Below are 25,681 nucleotides of genomic sequence, written 5' to 3'. Positions count from 1 at the left end.
AACGTACTTGATAAGTTGGATGTGACGAGTTTTTTGCCCCTAACAGACCATTCACATTGTTCCCTATTTAAGGATTTTATCGACTAATTTTTCAAAAAAGCTTTGCGCAGGAAATTTCTTGATAACTCCCTCTAGAAGTTCTTGCGTTGGAATTTTATCTCCATGTTTTCCATCCAGTGTTTGTGATGCATTATGGGACACGGCACCGATCATAGCATCCAGGAGTTTCTTGGTAAGGACCTCGTCCTTCTCCTGCAATGCATCAATTTGTTTTTTGAAGCTTTGAAATGATTTTGCGAGCGCCTCTTTATGGGCATATTCTTGTTGCAACCTTTGACTTTCGCTTCTTCGTCTGGAAGCAAAAATTGCCAGCCACAGGATGGGCAGTAAAAGTGGGAGTTTGTGATAGAGACTGCCGAGCATCTTGTTCAATCCCACATCATCACCGAAGTCAACACCCCACAAGCCAACAAAAAACATCACTGCTAGGGTGAAGCAAAACACTAGCGTATAGATATTGATGGGCGCAGCAAAAGAGTCTCTTAATTCTCTATACGCACTGGCAAGACCAGTGCTTGTTGCTCCGGGCAGTAGAGATTCAATTTTTTGAAATAAGGTATTGTAGGCTGTTCCTTGATTAATTTTAAAATTATCAAGCTCTTTAATGCGGTTATCCAATTCTTGCTTTAGACCGACCATGACGTTTCCGTCACTGCCTTCTTTGCCAAAAACTCGCTCATAAAACTCTTTGAGGTCTTTGATTAAATTTTCAGATAATTGAAGGGCACTTTCTATAGCCTCCTTATCCTTAGTAGCTTTATTTTTTGCTTCTTCGATTTGTAGCGAAATTGCGCTTTCTTGTTCATTGCCGCTTGTCAGCCGTTTGTGAAACTCACCAATTATTTTATTCCACTCCTGGGCTTCCCCAAGAAGAATCTGCATTCTTTCCTGGAGGCTCTTCTCATTGCTATCGCCGATCAAAAATTTTTGTTCCAATTGTTGAATGTTGTGCTTTGACTGCTCTATTTCTTTGTATATTTCATCAGACTTTTCTTTGTTCGCCTGCGTACCGTTAACAGAGGCTTGGGTTTTTGATTGTATCAGATCGGTCTGTGTATTGATGGTGTCGGAATACACTATGAACGCAGACATTGCCGCCTGAGCCGCCCCCTCTGCAGAAACCACATAAGGGCGAACATATGTCAATAAATTATCTAGATTGCTATTAGCGTTGCTGAGGTGAGTAATGTTCTTATTGCTGTTGTACTGATTGATTTGATCTGCACACTGCGTGGCCTGGTCCTGAAAAGAACTCCATATGCTTAATGGAATCAATTCCGGATCAGCTGCACCTATTAACTGGCCAACATAGGTTATAACCTTTTTTAGACGCGCAAGCTCTTGGACGTCAGTTGCGACAGTCTCATCTTGAAGAGCAATCTTTTCTGAAAGCTCCACAATATCTTTCCATGGCTTTTGGAAAGGATGGTTCTGGAACGAATTTACCCAGCGATTCATTATGCAGCCTCCATAAATTTCTCGGCGTCGCGGATGCGGATGTCGCCGGAGATTAGTTTGGGAAGAAGGTAGTCGCGCGTTTTTTCTAGCCCCAGACACTCTTTTTCATTCGCAACGAGTTTTTGCCAGATAGGCAAAACGATTGCCTGAAATTTTTCGAGAACCTTTGCTGATGGAATGATGCAGGGGAGAGGCCGGAAACTGCCTTTGCTGATTTCCTGAAAGGTTGAGCCGTTTGCATGGCTTTTGATCATGTCAAGATTGGCGTGCAGCCATTGCCAGACGTATAAATTGGGAAGCTCTTTGTCACAAACGATGGCTATGAAGCCTTGATTGATGGCAACGGACGTTTCGGCGATTGCGATATAGCCGATTGGCGCACGGGAAGACATCAAAACAGTACCCGACGGCAGAAGTCCGGAACTGATAACACGGATTCCTGCATCTGTTATCCTGCGTTCCGTTGTGAACAAAACAGGCGATTTCAGTGCAGAGAGGTCTTTTGGCGTTACCCAGGCATACTGCCCATCAGTCCAATATTCTAGATTTTCGGTGCTGGGGGTGCTGCCGCCAACGGCGGTGACCGCGTTCCCGATTTGATCGACCGACCACCCCTCCGGAATATCGCCGAGTTCGGAGGGGGCGAGGCGCGAGGGGAACAAGGCAGCGGTAGCCGCGCTCATACCGAAGGGTTGGCGGCCTGCCATTTTGGCGCGGACGGGGTCGAAATCGACAAACCAACTTTTGAACACCGCCCGCGCCATCGCCTCCAGGTTCGCATTCATCCGGCGGTTCAGTTCGATCTTATCGTCCAGTGCGGTCAATATTGAAGCAATTGCTTTTTGTTCATGCAGTGCTGGTATTGGAAATTGAAAATTTGGAACGTCCGCACATCTCAAACTATCGAAAACGGCGCCCACATTAATAAACTTTGATATCTGTTCCCACCATAACACTCCCCGCGTAAGCCATCGTAAATATCGCGGAAATACCTTTTCACCATTTGCACGCAACAAAACGAGATTTTGTCCAAGAGCGAACTCTAGCCCCGCAGGGACATGGGCAGTTTCTCCTGGGTTGCATCTACGAGATAAGACAACGTCAAAGGGCTTTGGATTGGCCTTCCTTGTCCACTCTTTGAAATGTTCTGCGGTAATCCGCCTTGCTTCAGACACATCTATGCGCCCATTTTTGATTTGAGGGATCGTAACATATGGATACCCATAAGAAGATGCCGGGGGTGTTTTGTGATCGCAATCAATCAACTGAACACCAGCTTCTTTAAATGATAATATTTGCCATTCCGAAAGAGACATCATAGCCCTCGCTCTTTTGGATTTTTGAGATTAGCTAGGCCATGCGAACTCGAAATTTTGAAAAGACCAGCGTTTGCGGCAACGGTAGCCAGCACAACAATAAAAATTGCCGTTATTGCCTGAATCAGAAAACGCTTTCCAGCTTCCGTAAAGGCTGAAAAGAAGAACGCCTTTCCCTTATTGAACAGGGTATTTTTGTTTTCTGTGTCCAGAAAACTGTGCCCCTGGCTGGAGAGCCGATAGGTGGTGCGACAAATTATCCAGTGGCGATTGATGTTCTGGCTAAAGCCGAGATTGTCCACGGGACAGTCTATGCATGCCATATCCTTTAGCAGGCGCAGTTGGGTCACAAACTTACCAAACGCCAATTCATCAATATGGTTCATATCAACGCCACAAATTTTTGCCAGATCATAACTGTCCATGCTGGGAGCTGGATTGTCCCGCAAGGAAATCAATATCTGTTTGATGTATTTGTGGTTGAGCGTCATTTTTGCGACCCTCCCAACAAAGTCAGATTCCGCCGAATTTGGGCAGTGAGTTTATCGCTTTCTTCAAACTGGTTTTCCAACTCAACAACCAGTCGGGGAAATTTCACCTCAAACGGTTCATCGTCATCTTCCACCGCTTCGCTGCCGACATAGCGGCCAGGGGTGAGGACAAAGCCATGACCGGAGACTTCATCCAACTTTGCCGCCTTGCAAAGACCAGGAATGTCGGCATATTTCCCGGCGTCTTTTTCACCGCGCCAGGCATGATAGAGAGCGCCGATCTTCTTAACGTCATCTTCCGTTAACTCACGGCGGGTGCGGTCAATCATGACACCCATTTTCCGGGCATCAATGAACAAGACTTCGCCGCTGCGATTGCGCGGATGCGATGTTTTTTTGTTCCGCGCCAAGAACCACAGGCAGGCCGGAATCTGGGTTGAATAGAATAGCTGCCCTGGCAAGGCCACCATGCAATCGACCAAATCCTTTTCAATCATAGCCTTGCGGATTTCGCCTTCACCGGACTGATTGGAAGACATGCTGCCATTGGCCAGCACAACGCCGGCAACGCCATTCGGCGCTAAATGGTGGATGATATGCTGTAGCCAGCCGTAGTTGGCATTGCCAGCAGGCGGCAAGCCGTATTTCCACCGCACATCTTCGCGCAGGCGATCCGCTCCCCAATCCGATACGTTGAACGGTGGATTGGCGAGGATATAATCGGCCTTCAAGTCTTTGAATTCATCTTTATGGAAGCTGCCTTCATTGTTCCAGCGAATATCCGTGTCAATGCCGCGCACCGCCATATTCATTTTGGCCAAGCGCCATGTGGTGTTATTCATTTCCTGGCCATAGATGGCGATGTCGCCGATGCGCCCGCCATGCGCCAGCACGAATTTCTCCGATTGAACGAACATGCCGCCCGAACCGCAGCAAGGGTCATAGATGCGGCCTTTATAAGGCTCCAGCATTTCAACCAGCAGCATGACTACGGAACGCGGCGTATAAAATTCACCGCCGCGCTTGCCTTCGGCTCCGGCAAAGCCACCGAGGAAATATTCGTAAACGCGCCCAAGAATATCTTTGCTCTTGCCTGCGCCCTCATGCATCCCGATGCCGCTGATAAGGTCGATCAGCTCGCCAAGCATTTGTTTGTTGAGGGGCTGGGCGGGCATAATCCTTTGGCAAAACCCCCTTCAAAGAGGCATTCGCCGACTCAATCGCCAGCATGGCATTATCAATCAATTTACCGATGGTCGGTTGCTTGGCATTCGCTTGTAGATGGTTCCATCGGGCCTCTTTGGGAACCCAGAAGACATTTTCCGCGATATAAAAATCGCGGTCTTCCGGGTCCTCGCCGTCCGCTTTGACAGTCGCATGTCTGGCTTCAAAAGCGTCGGAGATATATTTCAAGAAAATCAGTCCCAGGGCGACATGCTTATATTCGCTGGCATCCATGCTGCCGCGCATTTTGTCGGCGGCTTGGAACATCTGGGCTTCAAACCCCAAATTAGCCCCATTGCCGCCCTGTTTCTTTGCCTTTTTCGCTTGCGCCATATGCTATCCCTTAGTTTCCGCGCATTATAATGGCGGCCTCTGGATTGCGCCATAGGGCATTCGTTCGATATTTTCCGATTAATCCCCGCAGGACGAGCGTCCTGCGGGGATGTCGTCCTCTCCGTTACTACCTACGGCGTTGCGCGCGGGCCGGAGAAGCGGCGGGATTGGGGCTGACCCGCGACGCTTAGGGTGGCTTCGGCCTTGAGTCCCTGCTGCTCCGGCCTGTTCCATATGAGGTTGAACTTGCTGTCATCCTCCTTGTCCTGGAATAGCGCGGCATTGATCGGCGTCGGCAACACTGGAGACTCAATATTGACGGAATGATACTGCATTCCGTCTTTCTCTCGCGGATGCTGAGAAAGGACTTGGTTGATAACCGTGATTTTTGCGAAATAGTCATGTGAATATCCTCGCTGAAATGAATATGGGGGTGCATGGGGCGAAGCCCCTGCTATCTCTGTGTGACGCGTCACACAGAGGGGGTGGCGTGTGACAACGTCACACGACCCACACCTTGCGGAGCCTGCGACGAAATCAATTTCTCAATGTCGGTTATTTAGGAACGCAAAATTGCTTTGCTTGTTTGCATGTCCGATTTGTTGTCCATGGTTATTTCTTCGTCCTTGCCATCATCCGGCAAATTGCAAATCAATGCGCCATGATCGGTATCGATTGGACAAATGGGAAGCCCGGCGCGCGCCCATTTAGCGGTGATTTGAACGCTATAACCGCAAGCCGCGCCGCATTCAGCTTTCAGCCAGCGGGTTTTTTGTTTTTTGGGAGCATCGGCGTTCTCGGAAAAATTAAGTTTGGCGTGAGGCAATGCGCCGAGATTGATGGCGATAGCGTTTAAACGCTCCGCCAAGATCGGCGTGGGCGTTGTTTCGCGCATTTTGCCTTCAAGGCCGATGCGCAGCGCAATGGCTCTGAATTCTTTCCCGTGTTTCACTTCGGGCGGCAACAACGTATGCACAAGTTCGTGCACAAGAATGCCAAGGACTTCTGCGGGATCGGCAATATCCGCGCGGATGATGATTTCATAATGCCCGTCTGCCGATGACGCCGGATGCCAGCATTCTCCGGCCATGTGTCCGCGCTTGCCGGTTGATGTGAACGCGATGGCAAAACGAATCTTCTCCGGCAATTCGTAGCCGAGCTTGCTGAAATACGGGCGTAATTCATTCGTCGCCGACCGCAGCCAGCTTTCGCGCGTGGTATGGGTGTTTCCGGCTTTCATAATAGGGTTCCTTTCTATGGTTGGAATAATCGGGGCTTAAAATCTTTGGCGAAGTCGTGCGCACGCCCTCAGTATGGTTAAGACGCTATTCGCCGCCCCATTCGCAGCCGCATAGCGGGACGATGTAATAAATGTCGCTCTGCTCTCTTGGGATTTGGATAAAATCCGGCAAGCCGTCGCAATTGCCGCATGTGGTTTTGAAAAAGAACTCCACCAGAATGACGGCCAGTTGTTCCGGCCATTCGGCGACAATGGCATCGTGAACCGCCTCCGGCTCCATCTCCATGTAACGCTCAATAGCTTGCGTGAGGGTAAGATCAATGATTTCGGACATGGATGTTTTCATATGCTTTCCTTTCTATGAGGTGAGGGGGAAATTGTTTTGAAGAGATGGGTGCGTTTAAATGCTGCGCAGCAGTAGCTGACGGTTTATCGGTCAGACACATAACGGTGTATGTTTCAGTTGTTCGGTATGAAGAAGCTTGGATTCTAAGGAATGGATGTGTTTAATTTAGTCTTTGCAATCTATAGGGGAGGATCAAGCCCATGCTTATTCTAGAACTATCTGAAAAAGCTGACGATGCAGCCGTCAATGCCATCCTCGTGAGTCTAAAACAGGACATAAGGATCGCCAAAGATACCGATGCGACTAGAGAATTTCCAAAGGAAGAAGGTGAACTTTTTTCTGCTTTTCTAGAATATTGCGACATCATGCCAGATAGAATAGCGAGAGGAGTTGAATTGACCAAAGGGCATGCCGAGCGATTTCTCCTGCATGTAAAATCTTTGGCCTCTAGCGTGTTGGCCTCTCTTAGAACTTATGCACGACGAACCAGAGATGCGCTTATCGAATTCATCGAGCGGGTCAAAGAATACGTCGTCTCTATCGCATGTAAGATATGGAGCATCTTTTCTCTAATCTTTAAATCCTTGCGCGAACTCTCCCTCGAATTAGGATTCGGTTCTGAGCATGGTATTTGGCCGCTCTCAGGCAAGGTCGGTCTCGTTTTCGATAATCCATTCAAAACGTAAATTGGCGATCAGTCGGCATAGAAAAACCGCGCATCGGAGGCCGGTGCGCGGTTAAGTGACACCGCATCTTTATACACGTATTGCTACGATAACGAATTCATACCAAAAAACATGACTTTTTGCAACAACAAAATTCTATTTTCCGAAAAATAATTACATTATATGTAATTCCATGTAATGTCTGGCCAAATTATGCCAATTTCCAAATCCCAGCCAATTTTTCTAGGCCGCGATGCAAAATTTTTAGTTTCGACGTGCCCCCGGCCCATTCGTCATGGCCACATACGGCAACGATGACGGCTTTTTGCTTGGCTGACATGGTTTCATAAGCTTCCCGCAGAACCCTTTCGCTATATATAGGCGTCAGGAATGACATTTCAGGATCGCCGTGGGAACCGGAGTCTATATCCTCGACTCTGACTTTCAAGACCGCCCGCAGATAGGCATGGCGAAATTTCATTCCCGCCATATATTCGGTCTGGGTGAGAACGCCACGTTGAAAATAGGCGTCCAGGGCGCAATCAATAGCGGCCTTGAATCGGAACATCATGGCTTCGCCGTGATTGTCACGGGCGATGACTTCTCTGGCTATGCCGCCGTTCCGGCGCTGGCGTTCTGGAGTGGAGGCGTCTCCGGTGAGAATGGCCGGAATCTTCTTTCTGCGCTTATACTTAGCCATATGATTCCTCCCGAAAATCGCCTTTGAAAACGGCCTTAATGTCAAATATTGTTTATCTAAATACCAAATAGTGGTAGTTATGTCAAACATTATTGTACATTATGAGCAATATATTATTTACTTTCGGGCATTATGCTGTATAAAGGGGTATATTAATTGACGAAAGGCATGGTTTGAAAATGATTACAGGACGGCAAATACGCGCCGCGCGCAGCCTGCTGGAATGGACGGCTGACGATCTTGCCACCAAGACCGGCCTCACCCGCGCCACGGTAAGCAATATTGAGGCTGGTGCGGTGCAGCCTCATGAAAAGTCTCTCTCCGGCATTCTTGCCGCTTTCGATAAGCACGGCGTCGAATTTACGGAAGACGAAGGCGTGAAGCTGCGGAAACATCCGGTCAAGGTATTCAGCGGTAAATTAGGGTATCGGCAATTTCTCGATCACGTCTATGAAACCCTTAGCGAGGCAGGCGGGCGCATTCGCCAGTTCAATCTAAGCGATGCCAATAATCTGATTTTCGCCGATGATTACGGACAGGCGCACCTTATCCGCATGGCGACGGTCGATAACCTGGATGCCCGCGTTTTGACGGCGGAAGGCGATGCGACCTTCCCGGCCCCCTACTGCGAATATCGCTGGCTTAACAAGGACGCCAAGACCCTAGCTCCGTTTTATCTCTATAACGATTATGTGGCCCTGCCGATGTATGAATCCAACAAGAGGGAATTGCTGGTTATCCGTTCCAAGCTTCTGGCGGAACGCTATTGCGCCCAGTTCGATCCGATTTGGGATAAGGCGATTATTCCGCCTAAGAAAATTGTAAGCAAAAAGACAAAAGGCTCATTCTGATTGGACGATCACATTGAATTTCCGCGACAAGCTTATCCTTAAGCGCGACCGCAAATTGCCTGCGGATTTGTTCGCGCCACGTTCCATCAAAGGAACGGCGGAAATCGATCCCCGTTTCTTCGTCGATGGGCGCATACCGCTGTTGCTGCCCGATAAAGCGGCACTGCCCCGCCCGCTCTTTTCGGGCGGCGTGGAAAAAGACGGCGAAGGCGCTTTCGTCCGCCATGGCGCGGCCATCGATTTTGCGCTTCTAAACGATTTTCTGCCGTTCGTCGCCCGCCGGATGATCGTGCCGATTCTCGGCGAACTCATTCCCATCACGTCGTGGGGATCGAGCCTTGCCAATCTCCTGACCAAGACGACCTGGAACGACTTGCGCCGCCAGACTTTCTCCAAAACCGGCTTTCGCTGCGAGATATGCGGGACGGCGGATAAGCTCGAATGTCATGAGCTTTGGGAATATTACGAGCCGCTGCCTGATTTTGTGGCGAAAGGAGCCTGCGGCTTACAACGCCTTGTGCGCATGATGGCGCTCTGCGACGAGTGCCACGAAACGCAGCATCTCGGTCTTGCGAATGTAAAAGGAAGGCTTTCAATCGTCCAAGACCGCATTCGCGCCTATAACCGCTGGAATGCCGCGGAAATCGACCAATATTGCAATTTCATCAGCGCGCGCTGCGAGCGCCGCAGCGCATATGGCTGGGTGCTGGATGTTTCCCGCGTTTCTCATGCGCGTTTGGTCGTTAGTAATAAGTGGAAATCGCAAGACAATGGCTTTCTGCTTGCCAATACCGGCAGCGGGCCATCCGAAACAATGATCCTCGGCGCTCCATGGCAGCGCGATGGCGTGTCTTATCCCGCCATATCCCCCTTGCTGGCGCATTTCGAGAATGCAGCGCCGCTCGCCGCCGAGTGGAAATATGTCGCGGGCTGTTTGTCGGGATCGGCGACGGTTTTTCGGTGAAGCCGGATTATGTCTCCCCCATGTGCCGCCTGACGGCAATCTGCATCTGGACATTTAATTACAAATAAAGTAATGTTATGTTACACTAACATACTGATTCACCTGGAAAATAAAAATGCGGCATTTGTTGCTTGGAACGCATGAGAAAACTTTGGTAATATCCAGCAGTCATTTCATTCTTTCAAATCGCTTGAGGATCAAACACTATTATGAAAACCAAGATTCCAAAGAACAAAATCAGGGAACTCGCTGACGAGCGCGGCATATCGGGCCGTGAACTTGCCAAAATGATCGGCACCTCCGCGCCGCATATGAGCCGCCTTGAAAAAGGCCAAACCCCCTTGACGATTGACTGGATTTTGAAGACCGCCAAGGCGCTCAAGGTCAATACGCATGAAATCATCGATCTGCCGCTTGATCGGAAATTCACCGGCAGTTGCGACGATGCCCTCCTTGGCTCGATCCTCGGCTGGCTTCTCGAAGCCAGTAAGAAGCACAAGGTCAAGCTGGCCCCAAAAGACCTCTCCAAATGGGCCAGCTACACCTACAAAGAAGCCGTCGAGCAGCCGTTGAACTTCAAAGAGACAAGGTATTTGGCGTTTACTATTGCGAGAGCAATTAAACTTATGAAATAATAACGTGACAATCCATCTGTAATCTCTTAGCTCAACACATGAAAATATTCTGGTCATGGCAATCTGATACCCCCGGTAAAACCGGCAGACACTTTGTGCGTGAAGCTCTCGAAGTTGCCATCAGGGAACTTAAGGCCAAGAATAGCAATGTAGAAGATGCAGATCGTCCAGATTCCGGTCAAATACTGCCTGAAGAATTGCACCTGGATCATGATCGCAAGGGCATTACCGGCTCTCCAGATTTAGTTGCAGTCATTATAAATAAAATACGACAATCGGCGATCTTCATTGCCGACATCACACCTATCGCAAAAACTACTGAAGGCAAAGACGTTATGAATCCCAATGTTGCTATTGAGCTTGGGATTGCCTTAGAAGCAATAGGCAGTGAAAAAGTTTTACTTGTCCTGAATAGTGCGTATGGCAAACGAGAATCCATGCCATTCGACCTTAGACATAAAGCTGGACCAATTATGTATGAGCTTCATGCTGAGGCAAAAGCTTCTGAAATAGATGTGGAAAAAAGGAAATTGATCAACTTTTTGAAAATAACAATCGAGCCTCTGCTTATAAATGAGGAAAACCATACTCCGGCATATGTATCTTTCGATCCTGGGCCTAATTGGGAAACAAGATCAACCTTCGTTGTAGACGATCAGATGGATATTATTTCGGCGGGTCTGATGGGGGGCACACAGAAGTCCATAGTAACTCCGAAAGATGCGGCGCTGTTTCTGCGAGCGTATCCTATGAACACCATACCTGAATATCCAATTGATGAGATTCAGAAGATGGTTTCAGAAGGAACGGCTATCACACCGTTCTACTATGAGAACGCATTCGATCGAGGACGAGACCCTGAAGGGATTATCACCTATGCTCTCTTCAATGATGTTGCAAGACCATGTTCAGATTACGTCAAAGTCTTTTCAACGGGGCAAATTTGGGCAGTTTTTCATTATTCTCAGGCAATGATTCGACCAGATGATGGAGGAATTTTGCTTGCACTCCTAATGAACAGATTGGCTTTTAAGTTCAGGCAATACAGATTGTTCATCAACGAAAAGTTCAAATATAAAGGAGAGGTTGGCTATATTGTCGGTATTGCCGGACTAAAGGGTCTTCGGGTCGGAGGTAGTAGGCGTGGCTTCCCAATATTGGAAGGTCAAGGCTTTAAGCCCAATGTTGAATTGAAAGGCCATTGCCTTGCAGAACAATCGGAAGCTGACGCTCTTTATCCGTTTGTCACAAAAGTATGGGAATCATTTGGTCTGTCTCCTCTATCTATCAATATTCAGGAGATATGATCTCATTCTGCTACAGAAATTGCTACAGAAACTCCGAGACCGCACGATTTTCAGAGAAACCGCGTGAGACGCCGATTATCAGAAAACGGCGGAAAACCTGGGTTTTTGAGGCCATCCGAGACGAGCGGGAACAGGCCGGATAAAATTAAAAGTCAGATGCTCTACCGGCTGAGCTACAAGGTCACAAGGAGCGGAAAATAGGGTGAAAAGGCCGGGCAGGCAAGCGGTTTATGGCCGCGCGATCCTGACGACCTTATTGCGACCGGTGTGGCCGCGAAGGACGGCGATCGCCGATTTCGGCACGCCGAAATGCGCCGCCAGCAGCGCGATCACCGATTCATTGGCTTTATTCCTGTCCGGCGCGGCGGTGACGTAAACCATAAGCTGGCTGATGCCGCCCGGCCCCTCGCGGGTTTCGCCGATCCGGTTCGCCGAGGCTTTAGGCGTCACTTTGACATGAATATCGAAAAAATCGGCGGTCAATCGGGGTTCTCGCGCTGCGCTGGCTTGATGAAACTATTTCTTCTTGCTAGGACAAAATAGGAATTTTTAAGGAATTTATCATGAAGAGAACGATATTGCCGTCCGTGCCTTCCTCTATATACCGCGCATTGCTGCGGGAAACCGATCTTTTCGCCCGGGATAACGTCATTGCCGGTCGAGGCGGTCCGTTCGGCGCTTCGCTGGCGCTTTATCATCACAAGACCGGCAAAGTCGAGAGGATCGGCGTCCTTGCCGCGAATGCCGTCCTCGCCACCGGCGTGGCGAGCGCGCATGCGGAGAACGAGGTCCTATCTCCCCTCCAACATCGCCGCGCTTAAGGACGCCCTGCGCGCCTGCAAGGGCGAGCAGGTCACGATCATCATGACGTCGAGCGGGCAGAGCTGCCCTTCCTGCCACTCCAAGGAAGAGATCGTCGCGCGTCATTTGCGGACGGAAGGATTCGACGCGCCTTTCGTCGTCAGCTACGGCGCGACCTTCGAGCAGACGGCGAATGTCGCGCGCTTCCATGACGAGCCGTATCTGCTCGATTTGTTCCGCCAGACGCAAGCCCAGGTGTTGCGGCCGATGGTGCGGCACAAGGTGGCGCCGCTGGAAAAATTGCCCAGCTTCGTGCAGAGAATATTCGACGAGGAAACCCTGGCGCTTCCCACGGCTTACGCGGGCCTGATTCGCTCCCACATGGTTCGCGGCCGTGGCGGCGGCGGGCGCGATGCGGAGCTTATGAAACTTACCGGCGGCGGAACCGACGAGCGCGCCAGAGGCGATATATTCGCGATCGCCGAAGTCGGCGCTTTGCGCGCCGCCTGCCGCAGGCGAAAAGAAGAAGGCGCGGAGCAGCCCTGGAGGCTTGGGCACCCCAGCCATCCCGCGACGCTCTACACGACAACGCAGGATATCGGGCCGCTGGCGATGGCGGAGTGCCAGTGGGCCGGCGTGTCGGAAATCGTCTCGGTGCGCTATTCCCATCCCAACGCGGATCGCCAACAGACTCAGGAAGCGCCATGGCTGGCGAACCGGGAGTTTTTCCGGATCATCGCGGGCCATGGCTATAATAGCGCCGAATCGGCGATCAAGGTCGTGCGCGATCCGAATTTCGCCAATCTGGCGCAGAAGGCCTGGCGCCAAAAGCTCGACAAGGAAGGCGACGGCAGCCTTTATAACGGCGCGCAAGCCGGGATCATGAACCGCGACGATTTGACGCGCATGCGCAAGCTCTATGCCGGTATCCCCTTAAGCGCGGGATAAAACCGAGCTTGGGATAAAATCAGTCCCGCACGATGGGCTGCACCTTGCGCCGTCCGCTGGCGGCGGCGAAGCGGCGCTTGAGCTCGCGCGCGACATGGGCGCTGACGAAATGCGTCACGTCGCCACCGAGGCGGGCGATTTCCTTGACGAAGCGCGACGACACGAACTGGTGGCGGTCGCCGGACATCAAGAACACCGTGTCGATGCCTTGGTTGAGATAAGAATTCATTCCCGCCATCTGGAACTCGTATTCAAAATCCGATACCGCGCGCAACCCGCGCAAAATCACGCTCGCGCCCTGCGACGCCGCGAAGTCCATCAGCAGATTGTCGAACTCCATCACCTCGATATTGAAATTCTCGCGGCGCAGATCGGCGACTTCGCGCTCGACCATGCGCACGCGCGCGCGGGTGTCGAACAGCGGGTCCTTGCCCGCGTTCCTGGCGACGCCGACCACGAGCCGATCCGCCAGCTTCGCGCCGCGCCGGATGATGTCGATATGCCCGCCGGTGATCGGGTCGAACGTGCCGGGATAGATGGCGGTGCGTTTCATTTTTTTAGGGGCAGGCTTGACCATGGTCACGAGACTTCCGGCTCGCCGTCGCCCTCATCATCCAGCGCCGCGACCGATACGACATGTTCGCCTTCGGCGACGCGGAACAGCGTGACGCCCTGGGTGCGGCGGCCCGCGATGCGCATGTCGGCGGTCGGCATGCGGATGATCTGGCCGCCGTCGGTGACCAGCATCACGTCCTGATCGGCGCGCACCGGGAAGGCGGCGACGACATGGCCGTTGCGCTCGGACATGTCCATATTCATGATGCCGAGGCCGCCGCGTCCGGCGATGCGGTATTCGTAGGACGAGCTGCGCTTGCCGAAGCCGCGCGCGCTGACGGTGAGGATGAATTCCTCGCGCTTCGCCAGTTCGGCGAAACGTTCCGGCGATAACGTGACGGCGTCGGCGCTTTCCTCGTCATCCTTGCCGCTTCCTGCCGCCTCAAGTTCAGTTTCTCCCGCCGCGCGCCGCAAGGCAGCCGCCTGTTTCAGGTATCCGGCGCGTTCTTCGGCGGCGGCGTCGACATGGCCCAGGATCGACATGGAGATGATCTCGTCGCCCTCGGCAAGCCTGATGCCGCGCACGCCGACCGAATTGCGTCCGGTAAAGACGCGCAGATCGTCGACGGCGAAGCGGATGCATTTGCCGAATTTGGTCGAGAGCAGGATATCGTCCACGCCGTCGCAGGTCTTGACCGCGATCAGTTTATCGCCCGGTTCGTCGAGCTTCATGGCGATGATGCCGGACTGGCGGACATTGGCGAAGTCGGAAAGCTTGTTACGCCTGACCGTGCCGCGCGAGGTGGCGAAGACGATGTTGAGGTTTTCCCACAGCGCCTCGTCCTCGGGCAGATGCAGCGAGGTGGTGATGCTCTCGCCCTGTTCGAGCGGCAGCAGATTGACCAGCGCCTTGCCGCGCGCCTGCGGGTTGCCGAGCGGCAGCTTATAGACCTTGAGCTTATAGACCTTGCCGAGCGACGAGAAGAACAGCATCGGCGTGTGGGTCGAGGCGACGAAAATTTCGCGGACGAAATCCTCGTCCTTGGTGTTCATGCCGGTGCGGCCCTTGCCGCCGCGCTTCTGCGCGCGATAGGTGGAAAGCGGCACGCGCTTGACATAGCCGGTATGGCTGAAGGTCACGACCATGTCCTCGCGCTGGATCAGATCCTCGATGTCGGTCTCGAATTCCTGGTCCTCGATCTGCGTGCGGCGCGGCGTCGCGAACTGCTCGCGCACCGCGAGAAGCTCGTCCTTCATGATGCCCATCAGGCGCGGGCGCGACGACAGGATGTCGAGATAATCGGCGATCTGCGTGACGATGTCTTTCAGCTCGCCGCCGATCTTGTCGCGCTCGAGCCCGGTCAGGCGATGCAGGCGCAGATCGAGGATCGCCTTGGCCTGCGGCTCGCTGAGTTTGTATTGGCCTTCGATCAGCTGTCCCGGCTCGTCGACAAGCTCGATCAGCGGCGCGATGTCGCCCGCGGGCCAGCTTCGCGCCATCAGTTCGGCGCGCGCCGTCTGCGGGTCGGGCGAATTGCGGATCAGCGCGATGACGGCGTCGATATTGGCGACCGCGACCAGAAGCCCGACCAGGATATGCGCCCGGTCGCGCGCCTGCCCGAGTTCGTACTCGGTGCGGCGGGTGATGACCTGCTCGCGGAATTCGATGAAAGCGCGGATCACGTCGCGCAGCGTCATCAGGATCGGCCGCCCATGGTCGAGCGCCAGCATATTGACCCCGAACGAGGTCTGCAGCGGCGTGTGGCGGTAAAGCTGGTTCAGCACGATGTCGGCCATCGCCTCGCGCTTGAGCTCGATGACCATCCGTACGCCGTCGCGGTCGGATTCGTCGCGCAGATCGGAGATGCCCTCGATGATCTTTTCCTGCACGCATTCGGCGATGCGCTTGATCAGCGAGACTTTGTTCACCTGGTACGGAATCTCGGTGACGATGATCGCCTGGCGGTCCTTGCGGATTTCTTCCACTTCCGTTTTCGCGCGCATCACGACTGAGCCGCGCCCGGTGTAATAGGCGCTGCGGCAGCCGCTGCGCCCCAGGATCAGGCCCCCGGTCGGGAAATCCGGCGCGGGAACGATATCGATCAGTTCGTCGATCGTGACTTCGGGATTGTCGATATAGGCGATGCAGGCGTCGCAGACCTCGCCCAGATTGTGCGGCGGAATGTTCGTCGCCATGCCGACGGCAATGCCGCCCGCGCCATTGACCAGCAGATTGGGAAAGCGCGCCGGAAGCACGTCCGGCTCCACCGTGGATTCGTCGTAATTGGGATGGAAATCGACGGTGTTCTTGTCGATATCGTCGAGCATGCTCTCGGCGGATTTCGCCAGCCGCGCCTCGGTATAGCGCATCGCCGCCGGAGGATCGCCGTCCATCGAGCCGAAATTGCCTTGCCCGTCGACGAGCATCAGGCGCATCGAGAAATCCTGCGCCATGCGCACCATCGCGTCATAGATCGCGCTGTCGCCGTGCGGGTGATATTGGCCCATCACGTTACCGACGATGCGGGCGGATTTCTTGTAAGGCTTGGTGCTGTCGAATCCGCCTTCCTTCATCGCGTACAGGATGCGGCGATGCACGGGCTTCAGCCCGTCGCGCACGTCGGGCAGCGCCCGCGACACGATCACGCTCATCGCGTAATCGAGATAGCTGCGCTGCATTTCCTCTTCGATGGAGATGAGACTGATGCTGTCGGGAGGCGACGGCGAATTTTGCGCGGACACGATGCGGGAACCCAGTGAAAATCAGGCGGTTGAAACCAAGCTGAAACTAGCATTTCGCCGAATGGACGGCAAAGGAATTATTTGGAAAAAATCATGAAGAATCAGATGGTTGTGGACATGTCGCGCCCGCCTTCGCGGCCACGGCGCGGAAAGCGAATTCGTTTGCCGGAACCATCGGAAATTTTTCCTCGATGGTTAATGTTCCGGAGATGGTTTTGCCGATTAGTTTCATCCTTTTTGAGATATGATCGCGGAGATTTTAAGAGGAAGCCATATGAGCCAATCGATTAAGAAATTTCAAAACGTCGCGGGCGAGATTTGCCGCCGTATCGACAGGGCGCTGTGGACCGCCATGGTTCCCGTCAGCGGGCCGGTCGAATCTTATGCTCACCACCGGGAAATCTCGTCCGTTGGCATGTCTTTGCTCAAGGCGGCCCCGAAAACGGCTGGAATCGTCGCCTGGATCGCGAATGCCGTCGCCGCGGATGGCCATCGTGCGGCGGCGGCCGGCACGGCTTTTCTGCTGACCTCTTTCGCCGTATCCGGCGTCGGCATGGCGCGGCGGCGGTATGGGGAATGGCGGGATCGAACCAAACGTAAGGAATTTTATGCATCCGCTTTATCTCCTAATGCCACACATCCTTTGGCACAGCAGGCGGATACCATTCTTGACCATGTTTTGCAGGATATGTCCCACTTTCAAACCGATTGGGGCATGGCTAAGAATACCTATCAGGCTATATGGCAAAGCCTTGTCGCTTTCGATAGGCTGGTGCAGCGCAATCCGGAATTGGCGATGCAGGAAAACGCCGATAGGCTCGCCAATATACGCGACAGTTATAACGGCACCGGCCTGGAAATGTATCCGAGTGTCGACGCTTATGAAAAAGCCCGGCATCTGCCCGCGCTCAGCTTGAAGCGTTTGAAATCCATTAATCCGAAATTGAAGATCGCACCGCCGATAAATCGTAAAGAGTGGGAATCCAAGTTGGAAAGAATCGACGCGCTGGTGCAGCGGATTCAGGAGCATGGCGATGCCGAGGTGCGGCATGATTCCATCGGCGAGCTTGCCGGAATATTGGCCAAGCATCCGCGTCTTATGACAGATAGCCGTGTGGGCCTCCTTGAAGCGTCCGCGATGCGGGACGAAAGCGCCGCGGTGCGCGGCGCAGCTCATGGCGCGCTGGAGAGGCTTGCCGCTGCCGCGCCTTATAAGTTCGGCGCCGGTCCGGATCATGCCGATGTGCCGGTGCTGGAGGTTCTTCGGCAAAACGATCCCGATGTCCTGCTCGCCATCGCCCATGAGCATGGCGACGATAATATGCGCTATCTGACGTTATCCAGATTCGCAGATTTGGTCGAGCAGAATAACGCTCTGGCCACGCAATTGCGCGCGGAAAAGATCGGCGCTTTGGTGCGCGATGGAGAAAAGGATGCCCATGTCGTCGGCGAGATATCGCGCCTCGTTTCCATATTCACCGATATCGATCCCAGTCTGATTTTCAGGCCCGCCCTCGATCCGGTGCCGTCCCATGTGCGTCTGATCGAAGGCGCGCCGATCCCCAATCGTCCGGAGGCGAGCCTTCCGGACGGTGGCACGCAAGTTTTACCTCGTCGTCTGAACGCCTGATTCATAGCCCATCGTGCGCTGGCCTTTGCGGACATAGCCAGGAAAGCATATCCGCTTGCCGACGCTGTCCGAAAATTTGCTCCACCAGCGCATGATCTTCCAATAAAGCGCGTCGGCGCCCGGATAGCGCGGGCGGTCTTCGGGGCGGTTTTGCAGCCGGTCTTCGTCGATATAGGAATGGCCGCCGTCATTTTGCGCCGCGACGGGCTTTTCCAGGCCGTAGATATCGAGGCCGTTGGCCCAGTAGCGATGCAGTTCCTTGTCCACGGCATGGGCGAAGCGCGGCGCTTGGCTGAGGAATTTTTCCGCGCCCTTGCGCGACATGACGTAGGCGGTGAGATTCATATGCGTATAGCCGATACGGCCCAATTGATTATCCGGCAATAGCGGGCGGCACGGCGCGAAGATTTCATCGCGGCGGAAATTGCGGTGCAGATCGATGACGTCGAAGGGTCTGCCCAGTTTTTCCAGTGCCGCCAGCACATGGGGAAAATCCGGCGTCAGTTCGGCGTCGTCTTCCAGAATGACGGCCATCGGCAGCTTGCGCATCAGCATGGTCGCCATCGCGCGGCGATGGCTGATCCAGCAGCCGATCTCGTTATCCGACAGCGGATAGGGCGTGATGCGGCGGCGCTTGCGGTTATCCACCAGCGCGCGCTGCTCTTCGGTCAGCGTCCGCCCGTCGGTGGCCTCGAGAATCTCGAAATCCAGGCCGAGCGCGTCGAATTGACGCTGCATCTTTTCGCGGCGCTCCGCCGCGCGCGCGAGATTGATCAGGATGATGTGCATGGACACTTGATATTAAGAATGACAATTTACACTAACAGGCTAACATTATGGAAAATACGCGGCAATCGATTCCACGAGGCTGAAATGACCGAACCCCGCGAACAGATGCAATATGACGTGGTGATCGTCGGGGCGGGGCCCGCGGGCCTTGGCTGCGCAATACGGCTTAAGCAGCTCGCGCCCGATCTCACGGTCTGCGTGCTGGAAAAGGGCGCGGAGGTCGGCGCGCATATGGTTTCCGGCGCAGTTATTGAACCCCGGGCGTTGAGTGAACTCTTCCCCGACTGGAAGCAGCGCGACGCGCCGCTGCTTGTGCCGGTGACCGAAGACCGGTTCATGTTCCTGACCGAAACGCGCGCTTGGCGGCTGCCAACCCCGCCGCCGATGAACAATCACGGCAATTTCATCGCCAGCCTGAGCCAGTATGCGAGATGGCTCGGCGCGCAGGCGGAGGCGCTGGGCGTCGAGATTTATCCGGGCTTCGCGGCGGCGGAGATTCTTTACGACGATAGCGGCTGCGTCGCGGGCGTGGCGTCGGGCGATGTTGGCATCGGCAAGGATGGCCAGCCTACCGAGCGTTTCACGAGGGGCGTGGAACTGCGCGCGCGGCAGACGGTGTTCGCGGAAGGCTGCCATGGCTCGCTGACCAAGCAATTGATCGCGCGTTTCAAGCTGCGCGACGGCGCGGAGCCGCAGACTTATGGGCTGGGCATCAAAGAAGTGTGGGAGGTCGATCCCGCGCGGCATCGCCAGGGCCTCGTGATGCATACCGTCGGCTGGCCGCTCGATGCGGCGACTTATGGCGGGACGTTCCTCTATCATTGGGACAACAACATGATCTCGCTGGGGATGGTGGTTGGCCTCGATTACCGCAACCCCTATCTGTCGCCCTTCGAGGAATTTCAGCGTTTCAAGCGGCATCCCGCGATCCGCCCGCTGCTGGAAGGCGGGCGACGGATCGCTTACGCCGCGCGGACTTTGGTGGAAGGCGGCTTGCAGTCGCTGCCGAAGCTGGTGTTTCCCGGCGGGCTTTTGATCGGCGATACGGCGGGCTTTTTGAACGTGCCGAAGATCAAGGGCACGCATACGGCGATGAAATCCGGCATGGTCGCGGCGGAATCATTGGCGGCGCATCTGCGGGCGGCGGACGGGGCGCCGGAAGTCGCGGACTATCCCGAAAAGCTGCGCGCGTCGTGGCTGTGGAAGGAACTGCACGAGGTGCGCAATGTGCGCCCGTCTTTCCGCTACGGCTTGATCCCCGCTCTTGTTTATAACGCGGTGGATCAGATTCTGCTGCGCGGCCGCGCGCCATGGACGCTGCACCATCACGGGGCGGATCATGTGCAATTATCGAAAGCGAAAGACGCGGCGAAGATCGATTATCCGAAGCCCGACGGCGTCGTGAGTTTCGACCGGCTGTCGTCGGTGTTCCTGTCCGGCACGCATCACGAGGAAAACCAGCCCGCGCATCTGAAACTCAAAGACCCGGCGAAAGCCATCGCGGTGAATTACAAGGACTATGCCTCGCCTGAGACGCGCTATTGCCCGGCGGCGGTGTATGAGATCGCGGAAGAGGCCAGCGGGCCGAAATTCGTCATCAACGCCGCGAATTGCGTGCATTGTAAGGCTTGCGACATCAAAGACCCGACGCAGAATATCGACTGGACTGTCCCCGAAGGCGGCGGCGGGCCGGGCTATCAGGTGACGTGAGCGACAACGAGGCAGCGCGGCTGTCCGCCCAGGTCGCGGCGCAGTTTTGGTGGCGGGAAGCCCACTTTGGTGAAGATATCCGCCGCCGATAAGCCCTGGTCATAACCGATCTCAATCACCGCATGGCCGCCGGATTTCAATAATCCCGGAATGATCTTCGCCAGCGCGCGATAGGCGTCGAGGCCGTCCGCGCCGCCGTCGAGCGCCAGAAGCGGATCGTAATCGCGCACGTCGCGATCCAGCGCGGCAATGTCGGCGTTCGGGATATAGGGCGGATTGGAGATGATGAGGTCGAATGGCGCCGCGATTCCATCGGCCCAATCTCCCGCCTTAAATTCCGCGCGTTCTTTGAATCCTAATCGTTCCGCATTCTGCCCGGCCAATGCAACAGCCTCCGGCGCGATGTCGGTGCCGATGCCGCTCGCGAACGGAAATTCGCCGAGCAAGGCGAGCAGCAGGCATCCCGTGCCGGTGCCGAGATCGAGAATCCGCAAGGGCGCGCGCCGGTCGGGATAGAGCGCCAGCACGGCGTCGATCAGGGTTTCGCTGTCCGCGCGCGGTATCAGGGTCGCGCCATTCACCGCGAATTCCATGCTCCAAAATTCTTTCTTGCCCAGAATCCGCGCGACCGGCTCGCCTCCGGCGCGGCGCATGATGGCGTCGTCGATGGCGGCGCTTTCTTCCGCCGACAGGATGCGCCCTCCTTCCGTCAAAAGCCGCGCGCGGTCGAGACCGAGCAGCGCGGCGCAGAGAATGCGGGCGTCGGTTCCGGCCTCCTCGATGCCGCCGTCCCGCAGGATTTGCGCGGCGGAGCCTATTTTAGCCTGAAGGGCGGTCATTATGGCCGATAGGCCGCCGCCACGGGCTGATAATGCCGCCCGGCGGCGAGATTATGCTCGGCCATGATTTTCTCGACCATGGCCATGTCGAGATAATCGCGCATCATGCCGTTCAGCGTATTGAGCCAGGCGTCCTCGCCGGTCTTGACGGCGAACAGCGAGCCGCCCGTCACCGTCAGCGGTTTTTCGTGGCGCACGCGCTTGAGGCTGCCGGGATGGGTGTCGATGAAGCGTTCCGCCGTCAGCTGATCGGCGATGGTCGCATCCGCTTTTCCGGCCGCGACATCCAGCATGACTTGTCCTGCCGCGGATGTTTCCGGCAGCGCGCTTTGCTGCGCATGAGGAAAATGGATGCCGGCGAGATAGCTTGCCGACCAGCCTTCGAGCGAAAGAAACTTCACTTCGGGCTTGTCGGCGGTTTCGCGCGAGGCGTCGAAACGATTGTCCGCCGCGCGAACATACATATCCATGCCGACATAAAAGACCGGTATCGTGAAATCGGCATGCGGGCGCAGGGAAGGGCTGGCGACCATGGCACCGCATACGGCGTCGATTTTGTCCGAAGCCAGGAGATGGACATAATTGCCGGAAGTCGCCTCCGCCGTCCATTCCACGCGCGCGCCCAGATCCTCGGCGGTCTTCTTGATCAAATCGGCGGCGGGACCGCTTATCGCGCCGGTCATGGGGTTCTTCTCGATCAGATGGGGCCACAGCCAATAGCCGCATCTCAGGACTTTGGTTTCCTTGACGCGCGCGAGCGCGCTTCTCTCACGCGGGGTCTGGCTTTGCGCCGGAACCGGAGGCGGACTCCAATAGAGCGTCAATCCCAGCGCGGCGAGAGAAGCCGCGAAAGCGACGATGGCGAATCCCCCATTATTGAACATCAGCTTCGCCCATGATCGGTCAGCATATACGGCATGTTACCTGTCTCCCGGCGATGAAGGCAATGTCATGAAAGTAATTAATCCCGAATTAAAGCGCGCCCATTATGCTATAATTCAATCATATTGGCACCGGCTATTAACCATGAATGATAGGGGATGGCGATGATTTTAGGCGGCAATGATTTACGCGTCGAGCAGGCGCTCCTGACTTCGACCTGGAAGCGGGGAACATTGGATAAAACGAGCGTACCCCTGCTGGGCCGCGCGGCAACGCAGCACACAAGCGACATATACGACCTGCCGCTTCCGAAAGGAAAGGATACGCCGGAGGTTCAGGCGGCGATCCGGATTTTGCGGAATAAATACGATGTTTATGTCTATCCGCATGACAGCCAGCGCCTCGGGCCGGTGCTGCGGGCGGAAGACCACGTGAATCCTACCAATGGCGCGAAGAATGCCGTGCGCCTCGGCATTATTCTGCATCTGGCCAACCCGAAGGCTTGGGTCGAGAATGACGTCCCGACCGGCAGAGGAGAGCAGCCTGCGCTTAATATTGCGATGGGAGAGCCGGGAACGCTGGTCGCCCAATATAAGGGAGCCGAGTGGGCGCAGCGCCTTCTGAAGAAATGGGGCATTGAGAGCGTAACGGCCGATAGCCGTTCGGTCAGCCCGGACAAGACAAAAACCATCCCTGTCTTGCGGGTGATTGGCCCGCAGAATATCGCTCGTCTCCGGCAGATGCTCCCCACGCTGGCTGAGGCCGCGCAACCCGCGCCGCAACCGGCGCGGCCCGGAGCCGGCCCGGCTGCCGCGCGCCATCCGACATTGACCAAATCGTAAAGACGCAGCAGCTCAACCAAGCTCGGCCAGCCGTTCCGCCTCGTCATGCGACAGCAGCACGTCGATGATCTCGTCGAGCGCGGTGCCGTTCACGATCTCATCGATTTTATACAGCGTCAGTTCGACCCGGTGGTCGGTGACGCGCGATTGCGGGAAATTATAGGTGCGGATGCGCTCCGAACGGTCGCCCGTGCCCACTTGCCCCTTGCGATGCGCCGCGCGCGCCGCGTCTTTCGCACTGCGCTGCTGCTCATAGAGTTTCGCGCGCAGCATTTTCATCGCCCGGTCGCGATTCTTGTGCTGCGAGCGCTCGTCCTGGCAGGCGACCACGACGCCGGTCGGGATATGCGTGAAGCGGACGGCGCTTTCGGTCTTGTTGACATGCTGCCCGCCCGCGCCGGACGCGCGGAACGTGTCGATCTTCAAATCGCGCTCATGGATTTGAATGTCGACTTCCTCGGCTTCGGGCATGACCGCGACCGTTGCGGTGGAGGTATGCACCCGTCCGGAATTCTCGGTCGCCGGAACGCGCTGCACCCGATGCACGCCGGACTCGAATTTGAGGCGGGCGAAGACGCCGCGCCCTTCGATGGAGGCCGTGCCTTCCCGAAGGCCGCCGATTTCTGATTCCGACAGCGACAGCGTCTCGAACTTCCAGCCGCGCAACGCGGCGTATTTGCGGTACATCTCGAACAGCAGCGCCGCGAACAAGGCCGCTTCGCCGCCGCCGGTTCCGGCGCGCACTTCGAGAATCGCGCTGCGCTCGTCGGCTTCGTCCTTGGGCAGCAGCAGGCGCAGCATCTGCCGTTCCATCTCCGGCATCCGGCGCTTCAGTTCGGCAAGCTCGGTTTCGGCCATCGCCTTCATGTCGGGGTCGGCGGCCAGCGCCTCAAGCTCGCGCATTTCCTTCGTGACATTTTCCCACGCGGCCACGGCGTCGGCGACCGGCTCAAGCTCGGCATATTCCTTGGACAGCTTGGTGAATTGCTCGGCGGCATGGCCGGGTTGGGCCAGCTTATGCTCAAGTTCGGCAAAGCGTTCGACGACGCGGGCGAGTTTTTCGGTGGGGATCATATCGGCAAAATAGGCGGCGGCGGGAGTTTAGGCAACTGCGCCGCGCTGGTTTTTGTTTGTCGAGCAGCCTAGCCCCACGGCGTGGGCGCGTAGGCGGAAACCTGTCCCGCCGTCGGCGAGAGCTTGCGCGGAAACCGGCTCGCGGGCGCGAGCTCGACGCCACGCAGTTCCGGCACCAGGCTGGTGATGGCGGGCCAGTGGGCGCGATTGATCGGCGTATGCCTGATCTGGTCGATCGGCACCCAGCTTACGTCGCCTTCGGGCGTGGACCAGCGTTCCCGCGCCAGGAAACCGTGCGGGATATTGCCGGGGTCGTCATAGGCGACGAAAATCTGGTGATAGTCTTGCAGGAATCTATTGGCGTCCTCGGCATAAAAATTAAGCCGCTGCTCGTAATGGCCGTCGGGAACGCGTATCGGCGTAAAAGGCATCGCAAGGCCGGTTTCCTCCCACCATTCGCGGGCCAAGGCCACGGGACGGACTTCCTGGGCCTCGATGCCGCCGCCGGGAAGGTCGGCGAACCCGTTGCCGAATTTCGGCCATGCGAACAGGATGCTGTTTTTGTAGCGGACGCGGGCATAAATCGCGGTGCGCGCTTCGGGCGCGACATCTTCGCCCGGCACGACCAGATGGCCGCGCCGGTCGAGATAGTAACTCGCCGGATCGCAATTCAGTCTTTCCGCGGCCTTGAACAGCGCGCGGATATCCTGATTGTTGCCGATATGCTGAATGATTTCGTTGTCCATAAACATCCCTAATATGCTGTTCCAGGCCAGCCGGATGGCCAGCCAAATTATGCCGCGCGCCGGGCTCTGAGCGTCTTCTCTATTTCTTAGCGTCTTGTCAGCGTACCGTGGGGCCGGGAATGGGCGCGGCGGGCGCTGCATTGCCGCCCGGCGCTGTTGGCTGCGGCGCGATCTTGGCAAGCAGCCGCTGCGTATCCATCTTCACTTTCCAGAAGGGAGAAGATTCAGCCGTTCTGGCGAGCGCCGGGGTTTCGGTCATAACCTGAATGGCGACGGGGGCATGGTCTGTGTGTTCCGCAAGCCCTTCCAGCATCGCGATGGCAAAAGAACGACTATATTGGTCGCAGCCGCTTTCGGTGACGATCCCTACCAGCCTGCGGGTCAGCCGCATCGTATCTGCGGTATCCACGGCGGCGGCGCCGGCTTTTACGATCTGCGGCAGATAGGCCGATATGTGGCGGGACGTGTTAGGCGCGCCGCAAATCGCGTCGATCATCATCGCCATATCGTTCGCGTTATTGTTTTCCGTCACA

General features: G+C 55.5%; 26 protein-coding genes and 1 pseudogene. 10 read left to right on the top strand and 17 right to left on the bottom strand.

Translation table 11 applies throughout. The annotated features are described in order from the left end of the window. Nucleotides 1-63: 63 nt before the first annotated feature. The 7 genes and pseudogenes from WDO70_00285 to WDO70_00255 all read right to left on the bottom strand — a co-directional run bounded on the left by WDO70_00285 (nucleotide 64) and on the right by WDO70_00255 (nucleotide 6,456). The gene (locus tag WDO70_00285) at nucleotides 64-1,518 is read right to left on the bottom strand and encodes a hypothetical protein (protein ID MEJ0061663.1); all 1,455 of its coding nucleotides are present in this window, start codon (nucleotides 1,516-1,518) and stop codon (nucleotides 64-66) included. Continuing rightward, on the bottom strand, nucleotides 1,518-2,837 hold the full coding sequence (locus WDO70_00280) for a restriction endonuclease subunit S (protein MEJ0061662.1): 1,320 nt from the start codon (nucleotides 2,835-2,837) through the stop codon (nucleotides 1,518-1,520). The genes WDO70_00285 and WDO70_00280 overlap by 1 nt, the downstream gene beginning before the upstream one ends. Beyond that, on the bottom strand, nucleotides 2,834-3,325 hold the full coding sequence (locus WDO70_00275; protein ID MEJ0061661.1) for a hypothetical protein: 492 nt from the start codon (nucleotides 3,323-3,325) through the stop codon (nucleotides 2,834-2,836). Before WDO70_00275 ends, WDO70_00280 begins: the two co-directional genes overlap by 4 nt. After that, a pseudogene (locus WDO70_00270) lies at nucleotides 3,322-4,882 on the bottom strand (class I SAM-dependent DNA methyltransferase). Before WDO70_00270 ends, WDO70_00275 begins: the two are co-directional and overlap by 4 nt. Nucleotides 4,883-5,013: 131 nt before the next feature. Then, nucleotides 5,014-5,217 carry a DUF736 family protein gene (locus tag WDO70_00265; GenBank protein MEJ0061660.1) on the bottom strand — a complete coding sequence of 68 codons (204 nt, stop codon included), beginning with the start codon at nucleotides 5,215-5,217 and terminating at the stop codon, nucleotides 5,014-5,016. A gap of 224 nt (nucleotides 5,218-5,441) precedes the next feature. Then, on the bottom strand, nucleotides 5,442-6,122 hold the full coding sequence (locus WDO70_00260; protein MEJ0061659.1) for a transcription elongation protein SprT: 681 nt from the start codon (nucleotides 6,120-6,122) through the stop codon (nucleotides 5,442-5,444). A gap of 85 nt (nucleotides 6,123-6,207) precedes the next feature. Next, entirely contained in the window at nucleotides 6,208-6,456 is a 249-nt protein-coding gene (locus WDO70_00255) for a hypothetical protein (GenBank protein MEJ0061658.1), read from the bottom strand. Nucleotides 6,457-6,668: 212 nt separating this feature from the next. On the opposite strand from WDO70_00255, the gene WDO70_00250 reads away from it, so the two are divergent. Continuing rightward, entirely contained in the window at nucleotides 6,669-7,154 is a 486-nt protein-coding gene (locus WDO70_00250) for a hypothetical protein (protein ID MEJ0061657.1), read from the top strand. Between the two features lie 190 nt (nucleotides 7,155-7,344). On the opposite strand, the gene WDO70_00245 is transcribed toward WDO70_00250, so the two are convergent. Further along, a complete protein-coding gene (locus WDO70_00245; protein MEJ0061656.1) occupies nucleotides 7,345-7,833 on the bottom strand; it encodes a hypothetical protein in 489 nt (162 codons plus the stop codon). A 179-nt stretch (nucleotides 7,834-8,012) separates the two neighbouring features. On the opposite strand from WDO70_00245, the gene WDO70_00240 reads away from it, so the two are divergent. The 4 genes from WDO70_00240 (at nucleotide 8,013) to WDO70_00225 (ending at nucleotide 11,590) form a co-directional block, all read left to right on the top strand. Then, nucleotides 8,013-8,684, top strand: a complete 672-nt coding sequence (locus WDO70_00240) for a helix-turn-helix transcriptional regulator (GenBank protein MEJ0061655.1) — start codon at nucleotides 8,013-8,015, stop codon at nucleotides 8,682-8,684. Nucleotides 8,685-8,697: 13 nt separating this feature from the next. Beyond that, entirely contained in the window at nucleotides 8,698-9,648 is a 951-nt protein-coding gene (locus WDO70_00235; GenBank protein MEJ0061654.1) for a hypothetical protein, read from the top strand. 209 nt (nucleotides 9,649-9,857) lie between these two features. After that, nucleotides 9,858-10,283: a helix-turn-helix transcriptional regulator gene (locus WDO70_00230; protein MEJ0061653.1), complete on the top strand. Its 426-nt coding sequence runs from the start codon at nucleotides 9,858-9,860 to the stop codon at nucleotides 10,281-10,283. A 38-nt stretch (nucleotides 10,284-10,321) separates the two neighbouring features. Continuing rightward, entirely contained in the window at nucleotides 10,322-11,590 is a 1,269-nt protein-coding gene (locus tag WDO70_00225; GenBank protein MEJ0061652.1) for a hypothetical protein, read from the top strand. 228 nt (nucleotides 11,591-11,818) lie between these two features. Here WDO70_00225 and WDO70_00220 read toward each other — a convergent pair whose 3' ends face one another. Then, nucleotides 11,819-12,073: a DUF167 domain-containing protein gene (locus WDO70_00220; protein MEJ0061651.1), complete on the bottom strand. Its 255-nt coding sequence runs from the start codon at nucleotides 12,071-12,073 to the stop codon at nucleotides 11,819-11,821. A gap of 80 nt (nucleotides 12,074-12,153) precedes the next feature. On the opposite strand from WDO70_00220, the gene WDO70_00215 reads away from it, so the two are divergent. Further along, nucleotides 12,154-12,411, top strand: a complete 258-nt coding sequence (locus WDO70_00215; protein ID MEJ0061650.1) for a hypothetical protein — start codon at nucleotides 12,154-12,156, stop codon at nucleotides 12,409-12,411. Next, nucleotides 12,365-13,339, top strand: coding sequence for a hypothetical protein (locus WDO70_00210; GenBank protein MEJ0061649.1), 975 nt, complete (start codon nucleotides 12,365-12,367; stop codon nucleotides 13,337-13,339). The genes WDO70_00215 and WDO70_00210 overlap by 47 nt, the downstream gene beginning before the upstream one ends. 19 nt (nucleotides 13,340-13,358) lie before the next feature. Here the strand turns inward: WDO70_00210 and coaD are convergent, their stop codons facing one another. Further along, complete coding sequence (gene coaD, locus WDO70_00205; protein MEJ0061648.1) at nucleotides 13,359-13,916, bottom strand: pantetheine-phosphate adenylyltransferase; 558 nt, start codon at nucleotides 13,914-13,916, stop codon at nucleotides 13,359-13,361. Nucleotides 13,917-13,918: 2 nt separating this feature from the next. Then, on the bottom strand, nucleotides 13,919-16,636 hold the full coding sequence (gene gyrA, locus WDO70_00200) for a DNA gyrase subunit A (GenBank protein ID MEJ0061647.1): 2,718 nt from the start codon (nucleotides 16,634-16,636) through the stop codon (nucleotides 13,919-13,921). Between the two features lie 274 nt (nucleotides 16,637-16,910). Between gyrA and WDO70_00195 the strand changes: the two genes are divergently transcribed. After that, nucleotides 16,911-18,266 (top strand): hypothetical protein, encoded by a 1,356-nt coding sequence (locus WDO70_00195; GenBank protein MEJ0061646.1) that lies wholly within the window; start codon nucleotides 16,911-16,913, stop codon nucleotides 18,264-18,266. On the opposite strand, the gene WDO70_00190 is transcribed toward WDO70_00195, so the two are convergent. Next, nucleotides 18,243-19,055, bottom strand: coding sequence for a glycosyltransferase family 25 protein (locus WDO70_00190; protein ID MEJ0061645.1), 813 nt, complete (start codon nucleotides 19,053-19,055; stop codon nucleotides 18,243-18,245). The genes WDO70_00195 and WDO70_00190 overlap by 24 nt on opposite strands. Nucleotides 19,056-19,139: 84 nt before the next feature. Here WDO70_00190 and WDO70_00185 point away from each other — a divergent pair, with 84 nt between their 5' ends. Next, on the top strand, nucleotides 19,140-20,765 hold the full coding sequence (locus WDO70_00185) for an electron transfer flavoprotein-ubiquinone oxidoreductase (GenBank protein MEJ0061644.1): 1,626 nt from the start codon (nucleotides 19,140-19,142) through the stop codon (nucleotides 20,763-20,765). Here the strand turns inward: WDO70_00185 and prmC are convergent. Both prmC and WDO70_00175 read right to left on the bottom strand, forming a co-directional pair. Then, the gene (prmC, locus tag WDO70_00180) at nucleotides 20,753-21,604 is read right to left on the bottom strand and encodes a peptide chain release factor N(5)-glutamine methyltransferase (GenBank protein MEJ0061643.1); all 852 of its coding nucleotides are present in this window, start codon (nucleotides 21,602-21,604) and stop codon (nucleotides 20,753-20,755) included. The two genes, WDO70_00185 and prmC, sit on opposite strands and share 13 nt — an antisense overlap. Next, complete coding sequence (locus tag WDO70_00175; GenBank protein ID MEJ0061642.1) at nucleotides 21,604-22,488, bottom strand: transporter substrate-binding domain-containing protein; 885 nt, start codon at nucleotides 22,486-22,488, stop codon at nucleotides 21,604-21,606. Before WDO70_00175 ends, prmC begins: the two co-directional genes overlap by 1 nt. 156 nt (nucleotides 22,489-22,644) lie before the next feature. Between WDO70_00175 and WDO70_00170 the strand changes: the two genes are divergently transcribed. Next, on the top strand, nucleotides 22,645-23,328 hold the full coding sequence (locus WDO70_00170; GenBank protein MEJ0061641.1) for a hypothetical protein: 684 nt from the start codon (nucleotides 22,645-22,647) through the stop codon (nucleotides 23,326-23,328). A 12-nt stretch (nucleotides 23,329-23,340) separates the two neighbouring features. On the opposite strand, the gene prfA is transcribed toward WDO70_00170, so the two are convergent. The 3 genes from prfA to WDO70_00155 all read right to left on the bottom strand — a co-directional run bounded on the left by prfA (nucleotide 23,341) and on the right by WDO70_00155 (nucleotide 25,680). Beyond that, on the bottom strand, nucleotides 23,341-24,402 hold the full coding sequence (gene prfA / locus WDO70_00165; GenBank protein MEJ0061640.1) for a peptide chain release factor 1: 1,062 nt from the start codon (nucleotides 24,400-24,402) through the stop codon (nucleotides 23,341-23,343). 68 nt (nucleotides 24,403-24,470) lie between these two features. Beyond that, nucleotides 24,471-25,148, bottom strand: coding sequence for an NUDIX hydrolase (locus tag WDO70_00160; GenBank protein ID MEJ0061639.1), 678 nt, complete (start codon nucleotides 25,146-25,148; stop codon nucleotides 24,471-24,473). A 97-nt stretch (nucleotides 25,149-25,245) separates the two neighbouring features. Next, nucleotides 25,246-25,680 carry a hypothetical protein gene (locus WDO70_00155; protein MEJ0061638.1) on the bottom strand — a complete coding sequence of 145 codons (435 nt, stop codon included), beginning with the start codon at nucleotides 25,678-25,680 and terminating at the stop codon, nucleotides 25,246-25,248. Nucleotide 25,681 lies beyond the last annotated feature (1 nt).

The organism is Alphaproteobacteria bacterium, assembly GCA_037200005.1.
In the GTDB taxonomy this organism is placed as follows: domain Bacteria; phylum Pseudomonadota; class Alphaproteobacteria; order UBA9219; family RFNS01; genus JBBCGY01.
Note: the sequence above shows the minus strand (reverse complement) of the source record. Positions and strands in the feature narration are given on the sequence as shown.